This window comes from Streptomyces sp. NPDC054883, assembly GCF_053610645.1.
In genome coordinates, this window is record NZ_JBSGYT010000063.1 from 18,954 (window position 1) to 41,692 (window position 22,739).

The window sequence follows — 22,739 nt, forward strand, 5'->3', positions numbered from 1 at the left end:
TCAAGGTCTCCGACCGAAGGACCGAAGCGCACATTTGTCCGTTTCGTGGTCGCTAGCGTGCTGGCCATCCCCCATCCCACACGCAGAAGCAGGTCCTCCATGGCTGGCAACTCCCACCGCCGCACCACGAGCACCAAGACGAAGGCGGCAGCGGCCCTCGCCGTCGCGGCGGCCGTCGGCGGCGCCGCCGTCGCACTGACCGGTACCGCCCAAGCGGCCTCCGTGGGCGCGGCGTTCACCAAGTCGAGCAGCTGGGCCACCGGTTACACCGGGCAGTACGTCATCACCAACCGGACCGGCGCGGCGCTGCGGGACTGGACCCTCGAATTCGACCTGCCCGCCGGCACGGCCCTCGCCTCCCTCTGGAACGGCGAACAGAGCGTCAGCGGCCGGCACGTGACGGTCAAGCCGCCCCGCTGGGACTCCGCGGGCCTCGCCCCCGGCGCCTCCGTGACCATCGGGTTCGTCACCTCCGCGACCGGTGGCGCCGGCAACCCCACCGGCTGCCTCATCAACAAGGAGAAGTGCTCCCCGGGCACCGGCCCGACTCCCGCGCCCAGCGGGCGGCCGACCACGTCCCCCACCGCCGCGCCGACACCGGCCCCGTCCACCGAGCCCACCACCAAGCCCACCGTGCCGGCCCCGTCCAGGCCGGCCCCCACCGGCGCCCCGGGCGGCGGGAGCACCGCCTCGGCCGGATTCGCGCCCTACGTGGACACCTCGCTCTATCCGGCCTACGACCTGCTGGACACCGCCGCGAAGACCGGCGTCAAGGAGTTCAACCTCGCCTTCGTCACCTCCGGCGGCGGCTGTACCCCGCTCTGGGGCGGGACCACCGCGCTCGGCGCCGACCGGGTCGCCTCCCAGCTCCCCGCCCTGCGGGCCAAGGGCGGTGACGTACGGGTGTCGTTCGGCGGAGCCGCCGGGTCCGAGCTGGCCCTGGCGTGCGACTCCGCCGGCAGTCTCGCGGCCGCCTACGGCAAGGTCATCGACGCGTACGGGCTGACGAAGGCCGACTTCGACATCGAGGGCGGGGCCCTGCCCGACACCGCCGCGAACACCCGCCGGGCGCAGGCCATCGCCCAGCTCCAGAAGACCCACCCCGGGCTCGACGTCTCCTTCACCCTCCCGGTGATGCCCGAGGGCCTCACCCAGGCAGGGCTGGACCTGCTCGCCGACGCCCGCCGCAACGGAGTGGCGATCGCCGCCGTCAACATCATGGCGATGGACTACGGGCCCGCGTACGCCGGGGACATGGGCGGCTACGCCATCCAGGCGGCGACCGCGACCCAGGCGCAGATCAAGGGCGTCCTCGGCCTCTCCGACGCCGCCGCGTGGAAGACGGTGGCGGTGACGCCGATGATCGGCGTCAACGACGTCGCCGTCGAGGTCTTCACCGTAGAGGACGCCGCGCAGCTGGCGGCGTTCGCCCGCACCAAGGGCCTCGGCCGGCTCGCGATGTGGTCCGGGGCCCGGGACGGGCAGTGCGCCGGCGGCGCCAAGAACTACGCCGACCCGACCTGCTCGTCCGTCCTCCAGGCGCCGCTCGCCTTCACGAAGGCCTTCGCGGCCCGCGGCTGACCCCTGCCGGCCCGCGGCGGACCGCACCGCGCGGAGCGCGGCCCGCCGCGGGCCCCCGCCGCACCGGGTTCAGTGGCCGGCCACTTTGACCAGGGCGACCGCGGTGCCGATCGCCGCGTACGCGACGCCCGCCAGCAGGGCGCCCGCCGTACCACCCCCACCCGAACAGCACCCACACGTCCACCGCGGCCGCGGCGAGCAGTGCCGTGTGCAGCGCCACCACGCCGAGGGCGGACAGCAGGATCATGAGCAGCGGGCCCGCGGCCGACAGCAGCAGCGGAGTGGAGACGAACAGCGTCTCGCGCAGCCACCGCTCCCCGGAACCGCGCCCGTGCACCACCCGGTGCGCCTGCCAGTCCGCCACCAAGGTGGCCAGCCACAGTCCCACCGCCGTCCCCGCCACCGATACGGCCACGCCTCCCGGGGTGCCGTGGCCGGAGTACGCCAGTCCCACCACCACCGCGATCATGGTGATCGTCGCGTACAGGCGCTCCTTGAGCTGGGACGCGATCAGGACGGCCCGCTCCGCCTCCTTCTCGGCCGGCGGGGGTACGGGGACCGCGTCGTCCATGGCGCCCACCGTAGGGCGGCCCGCCGGGGCCGCGGGCGAGCCGTTCCGCCGGGTCGCCCGATCAGGGCAGTGCCCGACCGCGGCGCCGCGGTCCTGCCGCCCCTCTGCCCTGCTTGGGATCCCTGCGACCGGGTAGGCGGGGTTACGCCTGTCGGCGCCTTCGCCGGCCGGCGGAGAGGAAAGGAACCCGACGATGACCGACCGCGAACGGAACGAGCCGCCGCGCACCACCCCGTCCCACGCTCCGGGTGAGGCCGGTGACGAGGAGGCACGACGGGAAGCCGAACGGGCCGAGCGCGGTCCGCAGGACGAGGTCGCCGACGGCGAGCCGGGAGAGGCGGCCGACGCACTCTCCCCGAGCCCCGGCGCCCAGCGCCGCTCCCGCGCCCACGCGGAATCCGACGACTCCGACTCGCGCTGACCGCGCTCCGCCCGCCGCCCGTCGTGCCCCCGCTCCCTCAGAGGAAGCGGCGGATCGGCACGACGCCGGCTTCGCGGGCGCGCTGCACCAGTGAGCGGTTCTTCCACCTGCCGGTCCGGATGGGATCACTGACCTTGAGGTCGGTGTCGTAGTGCGAGTCGAGAACGGCGGTGAAGCTCCGGTCCATGACGGCGAGCATCACCTCCTCGTCGTGGTCGAGGGAGCGCCGGTTGAAGTTGGTGGAGCCGATCAGTGAGACGACGCCGTCCATGGTGATGACCTTCGCGTGCATCATGGTCGGCTGGTACTCGAAGACCTCCACGCCGCTGGCGGTCAGCGCCTCGTAGTAGCGCTGACCCGCCAGCCGGCACACCCGCTTGTCGGTGTGCGGGCCGGGCAGCAGGATCTGGACCGCCACGCCGCGGCGTGCCGTCGCGCACAGCAGGTCGACGAAGTACGTGTCGGGCGCGAAGTACGCCGTGGCAAGGCGGACCCGCTCCTCGGCGGACTCCAGGACGACGCGGATCAGGGTCTGCATGTCCTGCCAGCCGAAGCTGGCCGACCCGCGCACCACCTGCACGATCGCGCCGCCGGCCGGCTCGTGGCCGACGAAACGGTCCCGGTCGTCGAAGAGCTCCGTATGGCACTCCGCCCAGTTCTGGGCGAACGCGGCGGCGATGCCGTCGACCGCCGGACCGCGCACTTCGACGTGGGTGTCACGCCATTCCTGTGCGTTGCGGGCGTCGCCGCACCACTCCTGCGCGATGCCGACACCGCCGGTGAAGGCGGTCCGCTCGTCCACCACCAGCACCTTGCGGTGGCAGCGGTGGTTCTGCTTGAGCGGGGACAGGTACAGGGGCTTGCGGAACCAGGCGACCTGTACGCCCGCCGCGCCCATCTCCTCCAGGAGCTCGGGCTCGATGAGACGGCTGCCGAACCCGTCCAGCAGCAGCCGTACCCGCAGGCCCGCCCGGGCGCGGCCGGCCAGGGCCCGGGCGAAGCGGCGGGCGATGTCCCCGCGCCAGTAGACGAACGTCATCATGTCGACCGTGTGGCGGGCCCCCTCGATCGAGGAGAGCATCGCGGCGAATATCTCGTCGCCGTTGCGCAGCGGACGCAGACTGTTGCCCTCGGTCGCGGCGATGCCGATGAGCCGCTCCAGGCGCCTGCGGATGCGCAGGATCCGCTCGTCCCCGCCGTGGTCCGGACCCGGCAGTGCCGTCTCACCCGGGGCCGAAGGCTCCACGCTGGTCATCCATGCACTCCTCGATCGGTCCCGTGCGACCCCGGACCTTATCGAACAGTGCTTCGGTGGGGGACCACCGGCCCCTGTCGGGGGCCGGCCGGCCCGTACCGGCGGTGCGGTTCAGTCGATCAAGATTTCCGACTCGAACCGGGCCCCCAGGGCCCGCAGGCGCCTCTCGCACTCCTCCCGCGTCGGCGCCGACAGGACCGCCGCGGCCAGGAAGTCCGAGGACAGGGCGGCCTCGGCGAGCACCTCCCCCGGCTCCGCGAAGACACCGTAGAACTCCACCCACGGCTCCTCCGGCGTCACCGGGATGCCGCGCACCGTCCCCGGCCGCTTCATCATCAGCACCTGACCCGCCATCCGGACCGGCTGCAACCGCCGGCCGCCGCCGTCCGGGCGGCCCTGTGCGAGCCGCTCCAGGGCCGGCAGCCGCAGCCCCGCGTACGCCCGCGACGCCAGCTCCACCGGGTGCACCCCGAAGACGGCGGTCAGCACCTCCCGGATGCGTGCGCCCGCCGGCCGCGCCGCGACCTCGCAGACCACCAGCCGGTCGTCGGGCGTGTGGAACACCTCCGCGTGGAAGGCGAAGTCGGCCGGTCCGCCCAGCGCCGCGAGCGCCCGCTCCGCCAGCTCCAGCAGCCGCGGCGTCAACGGGTCCGAGGGGTCCAGGGTGAGGTCCACCCGGGCGCCGCTGTCGGCCTGGAAGGAGGACAGCTCGTACTGGTACTGCGACGGCCAGGCCATGACGGTACGACCGCCCGCCACCACCCCGTCCACGTGGCACATCCGGCCCGGTACGTACGCTTCCAGCAGCAGGTCCTCGCGGGGCTCCGTGCCCGCCGCGAAGGCCTCGGCCAGCTGCTGCTCCAGCTCTTCCCCGGTGCGTACGACCCGCAGCCCGATGGAGCCGAAGCCGTCACGCGCCTTGAAGACCAGCGGCAGGCCGTGCTCCGCCGCGAAGGCCCGCGCCTCGTCTGCCGTCGCCGGCAGGGTGTGCGGGGCGACGGCGATGCCGGCCGCCGCCAGCTCGCGCTTCATCAGGACCTTGTCGCGGAAGGCCAGCACCTCCGCGGGGAGCTGGCCGGGCAGGCCGAACTTCTCCCGCAGCGTCGCCGCCCGGATCAGGTCCGCCTCGTGGTGCGCGATGACGTGCGTGACCCCGTACTCCTGGATCAGGTCACGGGCGAGCCGGTCGACGAGGTCCTCGTCGTCGAAGGTGTCGATGATCTCCAGGTGACGGTAGCCCCCGGGGCCGTCCGGGACCTGCTCGCGGCCGGCCACGATCTTGTCCCGGGCGGCGATCATCACCACGCCGCCGTCGAGCTCCGCCAGCCAGCGGTCGTACGGGAAGGGTTCCAGCGGGAACCGGTGCAGTACGAGCGCGGTCACGCCGCCACCCCCACACCGTGCGGGGCGAACGCCTCCGCCGGTCTCACGTCGATCCGGATCTGCGCCGTCAGCCGTTCGCAGAGGGCGATGGCGGCGTCGGTGTCGGCCGCCGTCACCGCGGCGAAGCCGAGCCGGTCCCAGTTGTCCCGCAGGGGTCGGACCTCGTCGCCGGGGCTCACGGAGACCTCCACGGCCAGTACGTCCGCCCGTGCCGCGACCTCTTTCACGCCGGACACCGCCGTGACCGTTCCGGGGTCCCGGAGCACGAAGCGGGTACAGGCGCCCGCGCGGGCGATCGGGGGCTCGGGCAGCTCCTCCACGAGGCCCAGCGGCCAGGCGACGCCGTACCGGAGCAGGTCGATCCCGTAGGCGGCCTCGACCAGTTCGTTGATGTGGCCGCCGCCGACCCGGTTGTGGGACTCGATGACGACGGGCCCGCGGGAGGTCAGACGCAGTTCGGTGTGGCTCGGGCCGTCGGTCACGCCCATGGTGTCCAGGAAGTCCGCGACCGTGCTGGTGACCTGGGCGTACGCCTGGGGAGTGAGCCGGGCGGGCAGGGCGTGGCCCAGCTCCGCGAAGTGCGTGTCGTCGACGAGCTTCTCGGTCACCGCGACCACCACGTGGCGACCGCCGAAGCTGAACCCTTCCACGCTGAACTCGGGGCCGTCGAGGTAGGACTCCATCAGGAACTCGCGCACCGTGAACAGGGTGGAGCCGCGGTCGGTGCGCCGGCCGCGCAGTTCCTCGATCCGCTCCCAGGCCGCTTGCAGGCCGGCGGCGCCGTCGACCCGGATCAGACCGAAGCTCGCGGTCGCGTCCGTCGGCTTGACGATGAAGGGGAAGCCGGCCTCGCGGGCGAACGCCTCCAGCGACTCGCGGTCGGTGACCCGGCCCCAGTGCATGGCCAGCTTGCCCTGTTCGGCCAGGTGCCGGCGCATCAGGTACTTGTTGCGCATCCGGCGGCTCACCTCCGGCCGGGTGCCCGGGAAGCCGAAGTGGTCGTTCAGCCGGGCCGCCATGTCGAGACCGCCCTCGGTGAGGGAGACGATCACGTCGAAGCCCCAGACCTCGCGGGCCGCCTCGGCCAGCGGCCGTACGGTGTCCCATTCGGTGTAGTCGACCATCAGCAGCACGTCGGCCAGGCCGGTCTGGAAGGCGCTGATCTTGTCGGGGTGCTGGAGCAGTACCACGCGGACGCCGAGGGCCTTCGCGCGTTCGAGGTGCTGGTCGGTTCCGCCGACCAGCAGCATCGTCCGCTCGGCGGCGGGCGTCGCTGGTGTGGCGGCTTCGTTCGTCGCGGTGCTCGCGCTCATGACAGGGCTTCCTTCGTGCTGGGCGTGTCGGAGGTGGCGGGTGCGCCGGACGGCCCGGGCGCGTCCGGCGGGCCGGGCGTGATCGTGGTGCGCAGCGCCGCGAAGGCCGCGTCGATCCGCTCGGCGGCCTCGGCGGGGCTCGGTGCGTCGACGACGGCGTAGCCGTGCCGGGTACCGGAGTCGGTGGTGCGCGGCAGGACGTCGCCGGGCCCGTACGGGAAGTGCACGGCGTGCACGTGCTCCGCGGCGCCCAGCTCGGCCAGGCCTTCCACGGACTCCAGGCGCCCGGCGGGCAGTCGGAAGAAGCCGACGCAGGCGTACCGCCGGGGGGCCGGCGTCCTGACGTCCTCGCCGGCCAGGGCCCGGAAGACCGCCGATTCCAGGTCGAGGCCGGTGGCCACCTCCACGAGCAACGGGATCCGGTCGCCGCCCAGACGGGCCTGCGACTCCACGATGCGCGGTCCGGCCGGGGTGAGGATCACCTCCGTGTGCGCCGGGCCGAACGCGTATCCGGTCAGGTCGAGCAGGGCGGTGACGGTGGACCGGATCGCGGCCGCGTCGGCGGCGGGGAGCGGAGCCGGGTGAACGTGCCCGGTCTCCACGAATCCGGGCGGGCCGCTGGTCTGCTTGGCCGTGATCCCGACGATCTCGTGCCGGCCGCCGACGGTCAGCGTCTCGACGCTGAACTCCGGGCCCTCCAGGAAGTCCTCGATGATGTAAGGGCCTTCGATGCCGGCCGACTTGACCCGCTCGGTCCACTCCACGAGGTCGGCGGCCGCGCGGACGAGTGCGATCCCGCGGCTGCCCGCCGAGTTGGCGGGCTTGACCACGGCGGGCAGGCCGAATTCCGTCAGCAGCGGCTCCACTTCGCCGAGCGTCTCGGCTTCCCGGGCGCGGACCACGGAGACGCCGCTCCGGTTGAGCAGACGCCGCATCGCGTTCTTGTCGTTGAGCAGCCGGACGGACTCGGCGCGGTTCGGGGACAGGCCCAGGGCCTCGGCTTCGGCGACCACCGGGGCCATGCTGGACTCGCTGCCCAGGTGCAGGACGTGCTGGATGCCGTTCTCCGCGGCCATCCGGGCCACCAGTGCGCGCAGCGCGGCCTCGTCCTCGAAGTCGACCAGGGCCAGTTCCTCGGAGTGGGCCGCGACCTTGTCGAGGTAGGCGGCCGGGCGGAGCGCCGGATCCCAGATGGACCAGACCCGGAAGCCGGCCTCCACGGCCTTGCGGACGAGCTGCTCGTACGGCATCACCATCAGGAGGCGGCCGGGGGCCGAAGTGTGGGTGGGGGCGTAGCTCATGACGTGGCTCCGTTCGGGGCCGACGTGACGACCGGCCGGGCCGGCTCCGCGTCGGCGGTGTGCTGCGCGGCGTCGGCGGTGTCCTGCTGCGGGGCCGCCTGCGCCGCCTGGCGCGCCTCGCGCAGCGGCAGCAGGGAGCGGTAGACCAGGATGGCGCCGAGGCCGAAGGCCGCGTACAGCAGGCTCATGCCGACCGGGGAGAGGAAGGCTCCGACGGTCACGCAGAGGGAGCCGATGAGCAGCCCGATGCGGGCGTTGAGGCCGTAGGCGGCCAGGTACTTGGTGCGGGCGGCCGGATCCACCAGGTCGGCCAGGAGTGCCTGCTTGACCGGGACGTTCGCGATCTCGCCCACGGTCAGCAGGACCGCGGCGGCGATCAGGACCCAGCCGCTGTTGCTGACCGCGAGGACCATGTAGCCGGCGGTGAAGACCGTGAGGCCCGCGTAGAGCCGGACCCGGTCGGGCAGCCGGCGGAACATGCTGCCCGCGAAGAGCGCGAACACGACGATCAGGGCGGTGTTGACGGCCCGCAGGATGCCGAGCATCGCGACGCCGTCGACCGCGGGGAACCAGCGGTCCAGGCCGGCCAGCGCCTGCTCGGGGAAGTCGTCCGCGAGCCGGACGGCGATGTAGTAGCCGATCTGTACCTCGATGGCCCGGCTGAACGTCGCCGCGGCCAGGAGCCGCAGGAACACCCGGTCCCGGGAGACCGCGAGGTAGCCGCGGAGCATGGCCGGGACGCCGGCCGCCTGGTCCTTGGCGGACTCGGGGGCGCTCTCGGCGATCCACCACCAGGTGACCAGGGCGGTCGCCGCGGACAGCGCGGCCGCGGCGGTCAGCAGCAGGGTGAAGTGCTCGCCGTAGAAGAAGCCGCCGATCAGGGCGCCGGCGGTGAACGCCAGGTTGATCGACCAGTAGTTGACCGTGTAGACGAAGTTCCGGTTCTCCGGGGTGGAGACGTCGATCATCATCGCCTCGGCGGCCGGGGTGGCCGCGCTCGCCAGGCAGGTGTTGAGCAGGAAGAGGACGAAGGTCACCGCTCCCGACTGCCACCAGGGCGAGTTGGCCAGGGCCAGCAGCCCGAAGGTGAGCGCGGCCCCGACCTCGCCCGCGACCATCAGCGGCTTGCGGCCGTACACGTCGGCGAGGTGGCCGCCGAGGAAGTTGCTGGCGATGCCCGCGGCCGCCACCAGCAGGGTGAGCACGCCGGCCGCCGCCGCGCCGTACAGCGCGGCCAGGTGGATGACCATCAGCGGCATCAGCATGATGCCGAGCAGCCGCTGGACGAAGCCGACGCCCAGCCTCAGCTTGATGTTCGGGTGCAGCTCGCGGAAGTTCATGCTCCGCCTCCCTCACGCGCGGGTCCGGCGAGCGGGGTCCCGCTCGGTGCGGTCTCGGTAGTTGCGCGGACGAGCTCGGCGCGCGGGGCACGTGCGGTGCCCTGCCACCGGTCGACGGTGTTCACCGGCATGTCGGATTCCTTTGCGGAGTGGGGGAGTCGGGCATCGGACGGCGTGGCGGCGGTGGGCTCAGGGCTTGGCCGTCAGGGCCCCGGCCTGCTCTGCGGGCCGGGCGACGGGCTGTTCGACGGTGCGGGCGGCCGGGGCGTCGTTCTCGTTCCACAGGCTGAGGTAGCGCTCGCCCGTGTCGGGGAGGACCGTGACGATCGTCGCGCCGATGTAGTCCGGGTGTCCGGCCAGCTGGGCACAGGCGTGGGCGACGGCGCCGGAGGAGACCCCGGCGAAGACGCCCTGGCGGCGGGCGAGGGCGCGGGCCGCGCGCATGGCGTCCTCGTCGGACACCGTCACCACGCTGTCGATCAGGCCGACGTCGGTGGTGGGGGCGATGAAGCCGCCGTTCAGCCCGGGAATCCGGTGCTGCCCGCCGACGCCCTGGGACAGCACGGGCGAGTTCTCGGGCTCGACCGCGACGACGCGTACCTCCGGGTTCTGCTCCTTCAGGTACTGCGCGATGCCGCTGAGGGTGCCGCCGGTACCGACGCCGCAGACCAGGACGTCGACGCGCCCGGCCGTGTCGGCCCAGATCTCCGGGCCGGTGGTCTCGTAGTGGGCCCGTACGTTGTCGGGGTTCTCGTGCTGGCAGGGGAACCAGGACCCGGGCGTCGCCGCGTGCAGTTCCGCCGCCTTGGCGATCGCCCCGGAGTACCCGCTCTCGCGCGGGGTCTGCACGACCTCCGCGCCCAGCGCCTTGAGCAGCGAGACCCGCTCGGCGGTGGCGCTGTCGGGCAGCACGATCACGCAGCGGTAGCCGCGGGCGGCGCAGAGCGCGGCCAGCGAGATGCCCGTGTTGCCGGACGTCGCCTCGATGACGGTGCCGCTGCCGGGCCTGAGGTCACCGCGCAGCTCCGCGGCGCGCAGCATGTACAGGGCGGCCCGGTCCTTGCTGCTGCCCATCGGATTGGCCGACTCCAGCTTCGCCAGGACCTCGGTGCCCGGGGCGGTGTCGTCGAAGCGCAGTCGGATCAGTGGGGTCGAGCCGACCAACTCCTCGATGCTGTCGGCTATGTTGCGCTTCTGGCGGCTTTCCACGTCTGTTCCTCACAAGTCGTTCGGTGGGGCGGTGTGTCGGTCGGGCGTACGGGGTGCCGTACGCCGCGGGGTCCTCGCGGGGGGATTCCGCCGGGGGACCGGGGCCGCGGGACGGGGAGCGGGGCCTACCAGGAGCCGGCCGACGCCGTGACGGCGTACAGGTCCTCCATGGGCTGCGGAGCCTCGCCGACCGCCTTGATCACGGCAGTGGCGGCGAGTACCCGTGCACCCGGCGGCACGTCCTTGTTGACCAGGGCCTGGGCGCCGATGACGGCGTGCTCGCCGATGGTGACGGGCCCCAGTACGGTCGCGTTCGTGCCGAGTACGACGTCGTGGCCCACCACCGGATGGCGGCGTTCGCCCGCGGCCCGGTTGTTGTCGCTCCACCAGCCCACCGCGCCGAGCGTCACCTGGTGGTAGATGGTCACGTCGTCCCCGACCACCGCGGTCTCGCCGATCACGACGGCCGCACCGTGGTCGATGAACACCCGCCGGCCGAGCACCGCACCCGGGTGGATCTCCACGGCGGTGCCGCGGCGGGCGTACCAGGCGATGGCCCGCGCGATGAACCTCAGTCCGCGCCGGTGCAGCCGGTGCGCGACGCGGTGCGCCCACAGGGCGGGCAGCGCGGCGTGCAGCAGGGCTTCCCGGCGGCTCCGCACGGAGGGGTCGCGGGCCACCACCACGTCCAGGTCTTCCTTCATGATCCGCAGCAGGCCGGGCCGGTCGGCCGCCATCAGACGAGCACCTCGGCGCGCTCACCGATGCGGCTGAGCTCGGTGAGGACGGCGCGGGTCAGGCTCTCCAGCCGGGCCACGACCTCCGGGTCCGTGTAGCGGCCGCCGTCCGCGGCGAGCGCGGCCGCGCCGCCGATGGCGACCGGCTCGTGCTCCACCACCCGCGCACCGCACCGGCCGAGCACCCCGACCAGGCCGGGCTGGGCGTCGAGCCCGCCGCGCGCTCCGGGGGAGGCGCTGGCCACGCCCGTCACCTTGCCGGTCAGCGGGCTCCGGCCGCCCGGCCGGGACAGCCAGTCCAGGGCGTTCTTGAGCGCGCCGGGCATCTCGCCGTTGTAGGAGGGGGTGCTGATGAACAGCGCGTCCGCACCGGCGACCAGTTCCTTGGCCGCGCGCACCGCGGCCGATCCGTCGGCACGCTCCAGCCCGGCCTCGTAGAACGGCAGCTCGGAAACGGGAAGCAGCACCGTCTCGTGGTCCCCGGGCAGCTCCGCCAGGATGTGGCGCACGGTCGCCAGTACAGCCGTGTTCAGCGAGTCCCGGCGCGTGCTGCCGGATACCAGAACGATCTTCGCCACATCAAACCCCTCTCCTCGGTCCGGATCGTCCGCCTGCGCTTCCCGGACCCCTCTTGTCGCGGCCTTGACGGTCAGGCCGAACCCGCGGACCCGGGGAGCGCACCGGCCCGGACACCGAAGTGTCCGGGCCGGGCGGCTCCGGCCCACGTCGTCTTCGACACGGTCCCAGCCCGGACTGTTGGCAGCCTCGATCGGGACTCGCGCCGCGGCGGAGAACCCCAGGAGTGTGCGTGCACTTCCGGTCCGGCCGGGTGGACCGCCGCCGTCAACCGGTCGAAGGGGCCTGACCTGCGCGGGGTTTCGGTCGTTGCAGGGGCATGACCGATTCCATGGTGACGATTCCCGCCGATTGGCTCGCCCGCGCGTTCCTGTCCCTGCGGCGCAGCGGCTCGGACGAGGCGCAAGCGGCGGCGGTGGAACTACAGCCGTTCACGGAGAGGCCCGGCCAGCGCGTCCCCGTACCGCGCGCGACGGTGCTGCGCACCGAACTGGCGTTGCGCGGCGCGCTGGGCGGCGAGGCGCGAGAGGACCGACGGGCGCGGCGCACGCGGCTGTCGGAGGAGGCCCATTACCTGATCAGCGCCCGCCTCGACGACCACTGAAACCACCTCCCTCGCACGTGAGGCGGATACCGGGGGTATCCGCCTCACGTCCTCACATCACCGCCTCATCCCACGTCAGTCGAGGACGTCCGGCACCGGCTCGGTGTTGCTCCGCTGGAGCGCGGTCTTCGAACCAGCGGCCGGCCCGAGGGCCCAGTCGGAGAGCGCCATCGAGTCCGGGTACCGCTCCTCGTCGTTCAGCAGCACGCCGATGACCGTCTTGCCGTTCCGGGTCACGGAGAAGACGAGGCACTTGCCCGCCGCAGTGCCGGTGCCGGTCTTGACGCCGATCGCGCCGGGGTAGGCGTAGCCGGTCGGCCGGGACCGGATCAGCAGGTTGCTGTTCGACCACGTCGCGTCGGTGGAGGTGGCACCGGTGCTGATCGAGGTGGTCTTCACCAGCGTCCGGAAAGTGCTGCCGCCCATCGAGTACTTGGTGAGCTTCGCGAGGTCGCGCGGGGTGGTGAGGTTGTTGCCCGTCGGCGAGATGCCGTCGAAGGAGTCGTACACGGTGTTGGCCATGCCCAGGGACTTCGCCTTGGCGTTCATCTTCGCGATGAAGTCCGCCGTACGGGCCTGGCTGGTCGTCCCGGTGCCGAAGGCGTCGGCGAGCGCGTACGCCGCGTCACAGCCCGAGGGCAGCATCAGCGCGTACAGGAGCTGGCGGACCGTCGGCATGGCGCCCGCCTTGAGGTGGGCCGAGCTCGCGCCCTCCCGGACCACGTAGTCCAGGTACTCCTGCTTGACGGTGACCTTCTTGTTGAGGTCCACGTTCGGCGAGCTGGTGACCACCACAGCGGTCATGATCTTGGTGGTGCTCGCCATCTGCCGCTTGGTGTCGGCGGCCTTGGAGCTGAGCGTCGCCCCGGTGCCGGCGTCCATCAGGAACGCGCCGGCGGCGCTCACCGGTGGCGCGGCGGCCGCCTGGGCCGGCGCGGAGACGGTGAGCAGAGCGCCGGTGGCGATGGTGAGGGCGAGCGCGCCCCGCCCGCGGCGCAGCAAAGTCGATATCAAGTCGAGCCCCCCCTGTGGCTGGAAATCCGGAAGGGCGGAAACACCGAGGTGTCTCCGCCCGTGCGGGATCCTAGCCGCCGCGCCGAGAACGCGGGTAGGGCGATCGGTCAGCTGTGGTGACCGCGGCCCTGGCGGCCGCCCCAGGACTCGGTGTCGATGACGCGGCCACGGTCGTCGCGCAGGGTCGCGGTGTCGCGCGCGTCCCAGATCTGCTGGCGGCGGTTCTGGTAGACGTCGCTGTGCGTGTTCCGGCCCTGACCGGTGTGGACCTTGACGCTGTGGCCGCCCGCGAGGCGCAGGCCCGCGAAGCGGTAGCGGTTGCCCTGCTGGTCGGTGAGGGTGTATCCGCGCAGGTCGACCCCGTGCCGGCCGGTGTTCTTCACCTCGACCCATTCGCGGTTCAGCGCGTGGTTGGAGCGGTCGTTGCGGCCGCGGCCCTCGTGCTGGACGGAGCCGATGACGACCGAGGAGTGCGCGCGGCGGTCGTTGCCGTGGTCGGCGGCGGTGGCCGGCAGGGCGGCGGCGCCGACCAGGGCGCCGGCGGCCAGGAACGCGGCGACGAAACGGCGGGGAGTGAGAGAAGCAGACATGACAATGGCCCCTTCCAACGTTGGCCCGCCCCGGGGTTCGGACATACGGGCGGGCACCGAGCGGTTCTCGGCATATGGCCGAGAAGCCATACTTTGGCCCACATCAGCTGCCGAACACGGCGAAATCGCCCCGTGTTGCTTAATGCAGACATGTCGGAAACCGTCCCTTTGCCAAAGGGGCGCCGTCAAAGAGCAGGTGGCAGCGGGTTCGGCCGGTTCTTCGCACGTATGTACGCAAGCCGTTGGGGTACCCGCGCGCCCTGCGCGTCGCGTGTCAGGAGACCCCGTACCACTGGCTGCCCCAGCCGGTGTTGATGGTGCTGGTGGACTGTTCGGCGAGGTTCACGGTGGCGGGCAGCGAGGTCTGCCCGGTCAGGACGGTGCTGTACCGGAGCTTCGGCGGCGCGAGACCGGCGTTGACCGAGATCCCGGCTCCCGTGGACTTCAAGGTGAGGGCGTTGGTGGCCCAGTTGCCGTTGAGCAGCAGGGCGATGAAGTAGGTCCCGGGGGCGGCGGTGAACGGCTTGCCGAGGTGCAGCGGCTTGGCGATCGCCTCGCTCATGAGCTGCGGCGAGATGTCCGCGGTGGCGGCGCGCAGGGTGCCCGCGCCGTCGTACACGCCGAGGTGGCAGTCGGCCAACTGCGCGTTGGGGTCGAGACCGGCCAGGCCCAGCCAGATGTCGGACCAGGTGATCTGCTCGCGCAGGACGATGCGTACGAGGGTGACCCGGCCGCCGACCCCGGCGGCCGACTGGGCGGTGACGTGCCCCGCGTCATTGGGGTCGCCGGTCCAGGCCAGCAGGTTCTGGTCCTGCGGCCGGGGCCCCTGGTACCCCTCGGACGCGGGCCCGCCGCTCTGCCCGGGCGCGGGGCCGGCGCCCCCGTGGTCCCGCCCGCCCGGTGCGGTGCAGCCGGCCAGCAGGAGCAGGGCCGCGAGCGCTGCGCCGAGGCCCTTCGCGGCGGTGACGGTGATGGTCCGGGTGCGCATGGTCCCCCCATGAGGCGCGGGTGTGCCGACGGGCCATGATCACACGATCCGCCGGAACGCCCGAGCCCGGCTGCCGGCCGCGCCCCCGGCAACCGGTTGACCTCAACCGGACTTGAGCTTCTAGGTTCGTTCCCGGGCCGCGGGAACCGTCCGGCGGCCCGAGGAGGAGGTTCACCATGACCGAGCGCACGGACCACGCCGACGGTACGGCCCACGCCGTCATCCCCGACCGCTACCGCCACGCCGTGATCCCGCACATCATGGTCGACGACGCCGCGGCGGCGATCGACTTCTACCGGCGGGCCTTCGGGGCACGTGAGGATTTCCGGATCGACGCTCCCGGGGGCGGGATCCTGCACGCCGAGATCACGATCGGACGGTCCGCCCTCATGCTGGGCGACGCCAGTGTGGAGGAGGCGGAAGCGGCCTCCTTCGCGGCGCCGACGGCCCTCGGCGGAGGGACGTCGGTCACGCTGCACGTCTTCGTACCGGACGTCGACGGTCTCGCGGAGCGTGCGCGGGCCGCCGGAGCCGAAATCCTCCAGCCGCCGCGGGACATGTTCCACGGCGACCGCACCGTCATCCTGAGAGACCCCTCGGGCCACATCTGGGTGTTCCTGACCCACCTGGAAGACGTCTCCGAAGAGGAACTGAGGCACCGCCTGGCCGCCACCGCATGACGGCCCCGCACGCACGGTGACCGGTCCCCGCACCCGCGGAGACCGGTCACCCGTCGGCCGCTCACCGTCGCGCGGAGCCACGTGGACGCGCGACCGGACCCCGCCTGCCCGTCATCACTACAGGTAGGGGCGGGTGATCAGCTCGATCGCGTGCCCGGCGGGGTCCTTGAAGTACACCCCGCGGCCCCCGTGTTCGGTGTTGGTCTCGCCCGCGCGGCGCATCTGGGGATCGGCCCAGTGCTCGATGCCGTGGTCACGGAGCCACCGGTACGACCGGTCGAACAGCTCGTCGTCGATCAGGAACGCGTAGTGCTGCATCTGGATGTCCACCGGCGGCTCTGCGAACTGGAGCAGCACGCCGTCGGGGAGCCGGATGTTGGTGAACGGGCCCCAGGACGGCGCTTCCGGCAGTTCCAGCAACTCGCGGAAGAAGCGGGCCGACTCGTGGCGGTCCTTGGCGGCGATGATGGTGTGGTTGAACGAGACAGTCATGCGGTAGACCTCGGTGTGTTCGGCGGAGATACGGACGCGTGGTGCAGATGCGCCGGGTGGTCCGCGTGCCGAACTGTGGGGGTGCCTGTGTCGCACCCACGGAGGGGTCAGCCCTCCACCGGGTAGCCCGTCCGTGTGTGGCGTAGCGCCGGTCCGGTGTTCACGTCGGTCACCCTAGGTGAATCAACCGGGCACGACAAGCGGGGATTTGCGGCTCCCGCCGACCGGTCCCGACGCGTCGCGGCCGGTCGGCTGCCCCCGGCTCAGCTCCGGGGTCCGCGCCTCAGGCCGCGTCCGGCTCCCGGAGCCGGTCGCGGACTGCCGTACGGTCGACGCCCAGCCGCTCCATGAGCTCCGCCGCGGGGTCCGGCCGCCCGCAGTCGAGGATCGCGAGCAGCAGGTGCTCCGGCCCGAGGCGCCGGCCGCTGCCCTTCTGCAACTCCACGAGCGCGCGCGGCAGGACCGAGCGGGCGCCGGAGGTGAAGGGCGTGCGCTTGCGCGAAGCGGGGACGGGCGGCCGCTCGACGCCCCGGACGTCGATCCCGATGACGGCCAGCGCCGACCGGTCCAGGTCCGCCAGGGCGGTGCGCGCCTCGTCGAGGCCGACCCCCAGGCACCTGGACGCGGCCGAGCCCGGCTCGTGGAGGACTCCCAGGAGGAGGTGCTCGGTCCCGATGCGGCGGTCGCCGCGCAGCCGGGCTTCTTCCAGTGCACAGGTGACGGCCGCGCGGGCGCCCGCGGTGAACTTCTCGAACACTGTCGTCTCACTTCCCGTGTTTGGCGTGTGCGGACTGCCGGGACACGCCGAGGGCGTCCCCGATCTGCTCCCAGGACCACCCCTGGTCCCGGGCGCGCGCCACCGCCGCCGCTTCGACCTGTTCGGCCAGCCGGTGCAGGGCGCCGACCGCCCGTAGTCCCACGGCGGGGTCGTGCGACCTGAGACGTTCCGCCAGATCTCCGGTTTCCATACATGTCAGTCTGGGCTGACAGCGTCACCTCTGTCAACCCAGCCTGACAGGTTTGGAGTGCCGGCTCAGGGGTGCATGCGCGCGCCCTTGAGGACCTTGTCCACAGCGTTCCGCGGCCCGTACACGGCCATCCCCACCAGGTCGAGGTGGTCCGTGCCCACCGCCCGCACGGCCGCCCGGTTGTCGCGGTCGTTGCCCGTCCCGAAGAGGTCGGAGGTGAACACGGCGGTCGGCAGCGCACGGTGCAGCGCACGGCCGTGCGCTGCCGTCAGGTGCTCCTTCGCCGCCTCGAAGACCAGCACGGGCTGGCGGAACATCGGCAGGTAGCCGGCGCCGTCGGCGTCCGCGTACGGCTCGCCGATCACCTCGGGCGCGGCCGTGCCGAGCCCGCTGACCAGGAACGCGGTCACGTTCAAGCGCTGCCAGGTCTCGAGGTCGTCCCGCAGCACCACGGCGATCTTGGTGTCGAAGCGGACGGGCGCCTTCGCGTCGCCGTCGGTCTCGTTCGTGATTCTCATGCTTCGAGACTGCGCGGCGCACACCCTCCGCGTCTTGTACGTTCCTGGCATGACGCCCCGGCAGGAGACCTCGGCCTGGCGGCCGTCGGTGGCGGGTGTCGTGGAGGTGTTCCACGCCCGCTTCACCGAGCACGCCTACCCCATGCACGTCCACGACGCCTGGACCCTGCTGATCGTCGACGACGGCGCGGTCCGCTACGACCTGGGCCGCCACGAGCGCGCCACCCCGGGCGACACCGTCAGCCTGCTCCCGCCCCAGGTCGCGCACAACGGCTCGCCCGCCACCACGGACGGGTTCCGCAAGCGGGTGCTCTACCTCGACATGACCCACCTCGACGCGAGCTTCATCGGCCCCGCGGTGGACGGACCGGACCTCGCCGACCCCCTCCTGCGCCGCCGCGTCGGACAGCTGCACACGGCGCTCGCGCACCCCGGCGACGGGTTCGAGGCGGAAAGCCGGCTGGCCCTCATCGGCGAACGGCTGCGCGCGCACCTGCGCCCCGGGTCCCGGCGCGGCGCGCGGCCGGACCACGGCGTTGCCCGGACCCTGCGCGACCTCCTGGACGCACGGCTCCTCGAGCCCCTCACGCTGGACGAGGCCGCCCGCCTCCTGCACGCCCACCCGACCCACCTCGTACGGGCCTTCAGCAGTGCGTTCGGCATCGCACCGCACCAGTACGTGACGTCCCGCCGGGTGGACCTGGCCCGCCGGCTGCTGCTCGACGGGCAACCGCCGGGCGAAGTGGCGGCCGCCGCCGGCTTCTACGACCAGTCGCACCTGACCCGGCACTTCAAGCGCGTCGTGGGCACCACCCCCGGCCGGTACGCCCGGCCCACCGGTCCGCCGCCGTAGTGGGCAAGGCGCGGTTCGGCCGGCGGGCAGGACGTTGCCGTCCTCGTCGAGCCCGAGGTGGATCCGGACCGGGTCCTGGCTGTTGACGTCGGACGGGCGCGGGCCCTCCGGTCCGTCGGGGCCCCGGCGCAGGAGACGGCGGGACGATCTGGTAGACGCCGTCCTGGAACTCCAGCCGGTTGACGCGCCCGGCCCGCAGGGCGGTGGCGGCGTCGGCGTACTCCGCAAGTTCCGCCGCCCCGGCGGAAGTCGCCGCATCGCGGTCCGCCGGGAAGGTGTGGGCGTCGGCGGTCGGGTCGGTATCGAGGGATGAGTCCGTGCATCCGGGGCCATGCCCACGTCAGGGCGAAGTCCAGGGACTGGCGGGCCTCGTGCGCCGTCGCGTGCGGGCCGCTGACCGCCTTCCAGCCGTTCGCGGTCCGCTCCACCACTTCGAACGTCGCCGGGAGCAGCAGCGCGTCCGGGCGGGTGTCCAGCGCCCGCAGCGAGTCCGCGCGCACGTCCTCGGGGAACCGCTCACCGGTGTAGCGAAGCCCGCGCAGCGCCAGCCGCTCCACGGCCCGGGCCGGCGTGACCGGCGCGTCCGGATCCAGGACCAGGCCGTCGTCGACCGCAGGGCCCTTGACGGTGCGGTCCCAGTCGGGGACGGGGGGCTCCGGGCCGGTCGGGCGCGGCCCTTCCATCCCGCCCGGGCCCGATCCCCCGTACTCCTCCGCGCGCACGACCCGGTAACGGGCCCCGGCGACGCCGAGACCGTCCACCCGCTCGCTCTCCAGCCGGGCGACCGCCGCCAGCAGTGCGCGCCGCTCCGCCCGGTCCTTCGCATGGTCCTCCGCCCGGAACCACAGCTGCGAGTTCAGGGAGCCGCGCGCCAGTTGCGGGCAGCCGTTCGTCACCGCGACGACCAACCGCCAGCGCTGCCCCTCCCCGGCGTCCTGCGTCGCCACTCCGAACAGGGGCCCGCGCACCACCACCCCGCCCGCGCGCGAAACGGCGTCGACGGCGTCGGCTTCCATCGCCGCCTCGACCGGCTCCACCGGCACCCGCACCACCACCGGCCGCGAACCGCCCGGCCCCGCACTACCGATGCATGCCCCCATCCTCGCGACCACGGCGCGGCGCCACCGCCGATTCGCCGATTTCCCCACCCGTACGTGAATGGGACGCCACCGGGCCGAAAGCTCCCGTGGGGCGCGCGGACACCCGCGCAAGGGCGTTTCGAGCTGCCGGGCAGCTCAGCGGCCGGTTCCGGCCATCCTGCCCGCCGTGCCCCGGCGGGGACGCGGTGGCGGGCCCGACCGCAACGGTCGGCGGACCGTGGCGGCAGGTCGGCCAGATCCCGCTGCTCCGTCCCCGGCACTGCTGTGTACTCACTCACTCCAGTTCCCCGGACCCCCTGATCGCCTCCCCAGCGGCGTCCGGCCGGGCAACTGGCTCCTCTCCACGTCGAGTCGAAGGAGCAGCGCCATGTCCCAGCAGCAGACCGGAAAGCCGGAAACCGCCGCCCCACGCGCCACGCCCATCCCACCCGAGCCGCCCGAGTTCAAGTACACCTGGGGCCGGCACAGCAAGACCATGGAGCGGCTCTCGCTCGGGCAGATGGCCCGGCGCGTACCGTCCGCCCTCGCGCAGACCGCCCGGCTGGCCTGGGCGGTGAACCCCGCGGCGTTCGTCTGGCTCGTCTCGGCCCAGGTCCTCGGCGGGATCTGCACCGCCGCCGCCCTCGCCGCGGTGTCCAGGGCCATGGGCCCGCTCTTCGCCGACGGCACCGTCGAACAGCGGATCGCGGCCGCCGCCTGGGCCCTGCTGCTCGCCGCGACCATGACCGCTCTCGGGGCCCTGGCCTCCATCGCCTCCGGCAGCGCCGCCCGCCGGCTCACCCCCGGCATGTCGACCATCGCCGACCTCGCCATGGTCGACGCCCACATGGACGTCGAACTCGCCGCCTACGACGCACCCGACTTCACCGAGCGCTCCGAGGCCGCAGAGACCGGATCCGCCCGCTCCGCCATGCTGCTCCAGGATGCGCTCGGCTTCACCGGAGGCCTGATCGACATGGTCGCCGTCGCGTCCGTCCTGTCCGTGGTCCACCCCGTACTGCTGCCGCTCCTGCTGCTGTCCGTGATCCCCCGGGGACTGGGGTCGGTCTATGCGGCCCGCCTCGACTACACCCTGCACAACCAGACGATCGCCTCCCGCAACATCCGCCACATGATGCGCTGGCACCTCACCACGCCCAAGCTCGCGGACGAGCTGCGCGGCAACGACATGAGGCCGTACGCGCACCACTGGTACGCCGCCGTCTGCGCCCGCATCGACTCCAAGATGGTCGGCTCCGCACCGCGCTACCTTGCCGTCCACCTCGTCGCGGCCGCCGCGTCCGGCCTGTTCGTCCTCCTGACCTGGGTGTCCCTGGGGGCGCTCGTCATCGGCGGGTACATGGCCATCGGCGCCGCCGGCACCGCCGTCGTCGCCATGCGGACCTCCACCGCCGCCCTGTCGTCGCTCGTGGTGTACGGGGCGGCGATGTTTCAGCACGCCCTCTACCTCGGGGACTACGCCGCCTTCGTCAGCCAGGCCGCCGAGCGCTCCGCGCCCCGCGGGCCGCACGCGATGACCGCCCCCGAGAAGATCCGGCTGGAGGCCGCCACCTACACGTACCCCGGCAAGGACACCCCCGCGCTCGGGCCGGTCGACGTCACCCTGAGCCGCGGCGAGGTCATCGCCCTCGTCGGCGAGAACGGCGCCGGCAAGTCCACCTTCATCCGCCTGCTCACCGCGCTGACGACACCCACGGCCGGCACCGTGGCCTGGGACGGCGTGCCGACCTCCGCGGCCGACCAGCGTTCCGCCTGGGACCACGTCGGGCTCGTCACCCAGTCCTACGGGCACTGGCCCTTCTCCGCCCGGGAGAACATCACCCTCGGCCGGCCCGACGTGCGCGGGGAGGAAGCCGTCTGGGAGGCGCTGGAAGCCGTCGGGATGAAACGGGCGGTCGAGGAGTTCCCCGACGGACTGGACACGCTGCTGGCCCGATCGCTGTGGGGCGGCCACGAACCCTCCGGCTGCCAGTGGCAGCGCCTCGCCTGCGGCCGGGCCTTCCACCGCCGCCCGGCGCTCCTCGTGATGGACGAACCGACCTCCGCGATGGACCCGCGCGGCGAGCACATGGTCTTCTCCGGCCTGCGGGAGATGAAGGACGACCGGATCACGGTGATCGTGACGCACCGCATGGAGAACTGCCGCCTCGCGGACCGCGTCATCGTCCTCGACGGCGGCCGGATCGTCGAGCACGGCACGTACGACGAACTGGCCGGGGTGGCGGGCGGGACCTTCGCCGAACTCGTCCGGCTCTCCATGGACCGGTAGCCCGCCCCGCGCGACCGAACGGCCGCGCAGGGCGGCCAGGCGGCCCGGTCCCCGGTCAGCCGCGCCGAGGGACCGGGCCTACGCCTGTGGCAGCGCGTCCCCCTGGACGGCCTGGATGTCCAGCTCCACCCTCAGCGTCGCGCCGATGGCGGCGATCCCCGCCTGGACGACCTGGTTGTAGTTCATCGCGAAGTCCTCGCGGTGGAGTTCGGCGGTGGCGCGGAACGCGGCGCGCGTGCCGCCCCAGGGGTCGGCGCCGGTACCCAGGTAGGCCAGGTCCAGGTCTACGGGGCGTACGACGCCGCGCAGCGTCAGGTCGCCGTGCACCGTCCAGCGGTCGGGGCCGGCCGGGGTCAGGCCCGTCGAGCGGTAGGTGATCCGCGGGTACGCCGCCACGTCCAGGAAGTCCGGCGACTTGAGGTGCCCGTCGCGCATGCCGTTGCCCGTGTCGATGGACGCCGCCTCGATCACCGCTTCCACCCGCGACGCGGCCACCTCCCGCGCGGCGATCTCGATCCGGCCGGCGAACCCGGTGAACCGGCCGTGCACGCTGGAGATCCCCAGGTGCTGGGCGACGGCGGCCACCGACGAGTGCGCCGGGTCGATCGTCCACGGCCCGGGCGGCGGCAGTTCGGCGCCGCCCTGGCGGGCCAGGACCACGCTGCCGACCTCGGCCCGCCCGCTCGCCGTGACGATGGTGCTCGACGCGGTGGGCGCGTATCCGACCGCGGTGACTATGACCGTGTACGCCCCCGGGGCGAGCGCGGTCGCGTCGCGCACGGCGCCCTCGCCGTCGGCCTCCGCGCGTACGACCTGCGTGCCCGTCATGTCCGTCACCGTGACGACCGCGTGCGACACGGCCCATCCGTCGCGCGTGCGGATCCGTGCGGTGAGTCCCATCCCGTTTTCTCCCTGCGAAAGCTTCGAGTCAGCTGAAAGAGGACCGGCCCGTGGGGCGCCCCGCTCCGGGGCGCCC

Annotated in this window: 24 protein-coding genes; 6 read left to right on the plus strand and 18 right to left on the minus strand. The window is 73.0% G+C overall.

Annotated features, from left to right (window positions below; translation table 11 throughout):
* Window positions 1-99 precede the first annotated feature (99 nt).
* Window positions 100-1,581 carry a cellulose binding domain-containing protein gene (locus ACWGH1_RS31935; RefSeq protein WP_453409230.1) on the plus strand — a complete coding sequence of 494 codons (1,482 nt, stop codon included), beginning with the start codon at window positions 100-102 and terminating at the stop codon, window positions 1,579-1,581.
* Here the strand turns inward: ACWGH1_RS31935 and ACWGH1_RS31940 are convergent.
* A complete protein-coding gene (locus tag ACWGH1_RS31940) occupies window positions 1,553-2,152 on the minus strand; it encodes a hypothetical protein (RefSeq protein WP_453409231.1) in 600 nt (199 codons plus the stop codon). The genes ACWGH1_RS31935 and ACWGH1_RS31940 overlap by 29 nt on opposite strands.
* Before the next feature lie 193 nt (window positions 2,153-2,345).
* Between ACWGH1_RS31940 and ACWGH1_RS31945 the strand changes: the two genes are divergently transcribed.
* Entirely contained in the window at window positions 2,346-2,573 is a 228-nt protein-coding gene (locus ACWGH1_RS31945; protein ID WP_453357774.1) for a hypothetical protein, read from the plus strand.
* A 37-nt stretch (window positions 2,574-2,610) separates the two neighbouring features.
* On the opposite strand, the gene ACWGH1_RS31950 is transcribed toward ACWGH1_RS31945, so the two are convergent.
* The 8 genes from ACWGH1_RS31950 to ACWGH1_RS31985 all read right to left on the minus strand — a co-directional run bounded on the left by ACWGH1_RS31950 (window position 2,611) and on the right by ACWGH1_RS31985 (window position 11,689).
* On the minus strand, window positions 2,611-3,828 hold the full coding sequence (locus tag ACWGH1_RS31950) for a phospholipase D-like domain-containing protein (RefSeq protein ID WP_453409232.1): 1,218 nt from the start codon (window positions 3,826-3,828) through the stop codon (window positions 2,611-2,613).
* 111 nt (window positions 3,829-3,939) lie between these two features.
* Window positions 3,940-5,211: an ATP-binding protein gene (locus ACWGH1_RS31955; RefSeq protein WP_453356767.1), complete on the minus strand. Its 1,272-nt coding sequence runs from the start codon at window positions 5,209-5,211 to the stop codon at window positions 3,940-3,942.
* Window positions 5,208-6,524 (minus strand): ATP-grasp domain-containing protein, encoded by a 1,317-nt coding sequence (locus ACWGH1_RS31960; protein ID WP_453356769.1) that lies wholly within the window; start codon window positions 6,522-6,524, stop codon window positions 5,208-5,210. Before ACWGH1_RS31960 ends, ACWGH1_RS31955 begins: the two co-directional genes overlap by 4 nt.
* Window positions 6,521-7,825 carry an ATP-grasp domain-containing protein gene (locus ACWGH1_RS31965; protein WP_453409233.1) on the minus strand — a complete coding sequence of 435 codons (1,305 nt, stop codon included), beginning with the start codon at window positions 7,823-7,825 and terminating at the stop codon, window positions 6,521-6,523. The genes ACWGH1_RS31960 and ACWGH1_RS31965 overlap by 4 nt, the downstream gene beginning before the upstream one ends.
* Window positions 7,822-9,165 carry an MFS transporter gene (locus ACWGH1_RS31970; RefSeq protein WP_453355975.1) on the minus strand — a complete coding sequence of 448 codons (1,344 nt, stop codon included), beginning with the start codon at window positions 9,163-9,165 and terminating at the stop codon, window positions 7,822-7,824. The genes ACWGH1_RS31965 and ACWGH1_RS31970 overlap by 4 nt, the downstream gene beginning before the upstream one ends.
* Before the next feature lie 189 nt (window positions 9,166-9,354).
* On the minus strand, window positions 9,355-10,374 hold the full coding sequence (locus ACWGH1_RS31975; RefSeq protein ID WP_453355976.1) for a PLP-dependent cysteine synthase family protein: 1,020 nt from the start codon (window positions 10,372-10,374) through the stop codon (window positions 9,355-9,357).
* Between the two features lie 125 nt (window positions 10,375-10,499).
* Complete coding sequence (gene epsC / locus ACWGH1_RS31980; protein WP_453355977.1) at window positions 10,500-11,111, minus strand: serine O-acetyltransferase EpsC; 612 nt, start codon at window positions 11,109-11,111, stop codon at window positions 10,500-10,502.
* Entirely contained in the window at window positions 11,111-11,689 is a 579-nt protein-coding gene (locus ACWGH1_RS31985; RefSeq protein ID WP_453409234.1) for an NADPH-dependent FMN reductase, read from the minus strand. The genes epsC and ACWGH1_RS31985 overlap by 1 nt, the downstream gene beginning before the upstream one ends.
* Before the next feature lie 329 nt (window positions 11,690-12,018).
* On the opposite strand from ACWGH1_RS31985, the gene ACWGH1_RS31990 reads away from it, so the two are divergent.
* The gene (locus tag ACWGH1_RS31990; RefSeq protein ID WP_453409235.1) at window positions 12,019-12,291 is read left to right on the plus strand and encodes a hypothetical protein; all 273 of its coding nucleotides are present in this window, start codon (window positions 12,019-12,021) and stop codon (window positions 12,289-12,291) included.
* A gap of 75 nt (window positions 12,292-12,366) precedes the next feature.
* On the opposite strand, the gene ACWGH1_RS31995 is transcribed toward ACWGH1_RS31990, so the two are convergent.
* The 3 genes from ACWGH1_RS31995 to ACWGH1_RS32005 all read right to left on the minus strand — a co-directional run bounded on the left by ACWGH1_RS31995 (window position 12,367) and on the right by ACWGH1_RS32005 (window position 14,883).
* Window positions 12,367-13,302: a D-alanyl-D-alanine carboxypeptidase family protein gene (locus tag ACWGH1_RS31995; RefSeq protein ID WP_453353843.1), complete on the minus strand. Its 936-nt coding sequence runs from the start codon at window positions 13,300-13,302 to the stop codon at window positions 12,367-12,369.
* Window positions 13,303-13,412: 110 nt separating this feature from the next.
* Window positions 13,413-13,895: a lamin tail domain-containing protein gene (locus ACWGH1_RS32000; RefSeq protein WP_453353842.1), complete on the minus strand. Its 483-nt coding sequence runs from the start codon at window positions 13,893-13,895 to the stop codon at window positions 13,413-13,415.
* Window positions 13,896-14,169: 274 nt separating this feature from the next.
* A complete protein-coding gene (locus ACWGH1_RS32005; protein WP_453353841.1) occupies window positions 14,170-14,883 on the minus strand; it encodes a hypothetical protein in 714 nt (237 codons plus the stop codon).
* 176 nt (window positions 14,884-15,059) lie between these two features.
* Here ACWGH1_RS32005 and ACWGH1_RS32010 point away from each other — a divergent pair, with 176 nt between their 5' ends.
* Window positions 15,060-15,563 carry a VOC family protein gene (locus tag ACWGH1_RS32010; protein ID WP_453353840.1) on the plus strand — a complete coding sequence of 168 codons (504 nt, stop codon included), beginning with the start codon at window positions 15,060-15,062 and terminating at the stop codon, window positions 15,561-15,563.
* A gap of 117 nt (window positions 15,564-15,680) precedes the next feature.
* Here ACWGH1_RS32010 and ACWGH1_RS32015 read toward each other — a convergent pair whose 3' ends face one another.
* The 4 genes from ACWGH1_RS32015 to ACWGH1_RS32030 all read right to left on the minus strand — a co-directional run bounded on the left by ACWGH1_RS32015 (window position 15,681) and on the right by ACWGH1_RS32030 (window position 17,541).
* Window positions 15,681-16,055, minus strand: coding sequence for a VOC family protein (locus tag ACWGH1_RS32015; RefSeq protein ID WP_453353839.1), 375 nt, complete (start codon window positions 16,053-16,055; stop codon window positions 15,681-15,683).
* Between the two features lie 283 nt (window positions 16,056-16,338).
* Complete coding sequence (locus ACWGH1_RS32020; protein WP_453353838.1) at window positions 16,339-16,812, minus strand: Clp protease N-terminal domain-containing protein; 474 nt, start codon at window positions 16,810-16,812, stop codon at window positions 16,339-16,341.
* Between the two features lie 7 nt (window positions 16,813-16,819).
* Window positions 16,820-17,023, minus strand: coding sequence for a helix-turn-helix domain-containing protein (locus ACWGH1_RS32025; RefSeq protein ID WP_453353837.1), 204 nt, complete (start codon window positions 17,021-17,023; stop codon window positions 16,820-16,822).
* 65 nt (window positions 17,024-17,088) lie between these two features.
* On the minus strand, window positions 17,089-17,541 hold the full coding sequence (locus ACWGH1_RS32030) for a DUF2000 family protein (RefSeq protein ID WP_453353836.1): 453 nt from the start codon (window positions 17,539-17,541) through the stop codon (window positions 17,089-17,091).
* 49 nt (window positions 17,542-17,590) lie between these two features.
* Between ACWGH1_RS32030 and ACWGH1_RS32035 the strand changes: the two genes are divergently transcribed.
* Entirely contained in the window at window positions 17,591-18,394 is an 804-nt protein-coding gene (locus ACWGH1_RS32035) for an AraC family transcriptional regulator (RefSeq protein ID WP_453353835.1), read from the plus strand.
* On the opposite strand, the gene ACWGH1_RS32040 is transcribed toward ACWGH1_RS32035, so the two are convergent.
* Window positions 18,304-19,494, minus strand: coding sequence for a DUF5954 family protein (locus ACWGH1_RS32040; protein WP_453353834.1), 1,191 nt, complete (start codon window positions 19,492-19,494; stop codon window positions 18,304-18,306). The two genes, ACWGH1_RS32035 and ACWGH1_RS32040, sit on opposite strands and share 91 nt — an antisense overlap.
* Before the next feature lie 367 nt (window positions 19,495-19,861).
* Between ACWGH1_RS32040 and ACWGH1_RS32045 the strand changes: the two genes are divergently transcribed.
* Window positions 19,862-21,763 (plus strand): ATP-binding cassette domain-containing protein, encoded by a 1,902-nt coding sequence (locus tag ACWGH1_RS32045; RefSeq protein WP_453353833.1) that lies wholly within the window; start codon window positions 19,862-19,864, stop codon window positions 21,761-21,763.
* Window positions 21,764-21,841: 78 nt separating this feature from the next.
* Here the strand turns inward: ACWGH1_RS32045 and ACWGH1_RS32050 are convergent, their stop codons facing one another.
* Window positions 21,842-22,663, minus strand: a complete 822-nt coding sequence (locus ACWGH1_RS32050; protein WP_453353832.1) for a YceI family protein — start codon at window positions 22,661-22,663, stop codon at window positions 21,842-21,844.
* Between the last annotated feature and the right edge of the window lie 76 nt (window positions 22,664-22,739).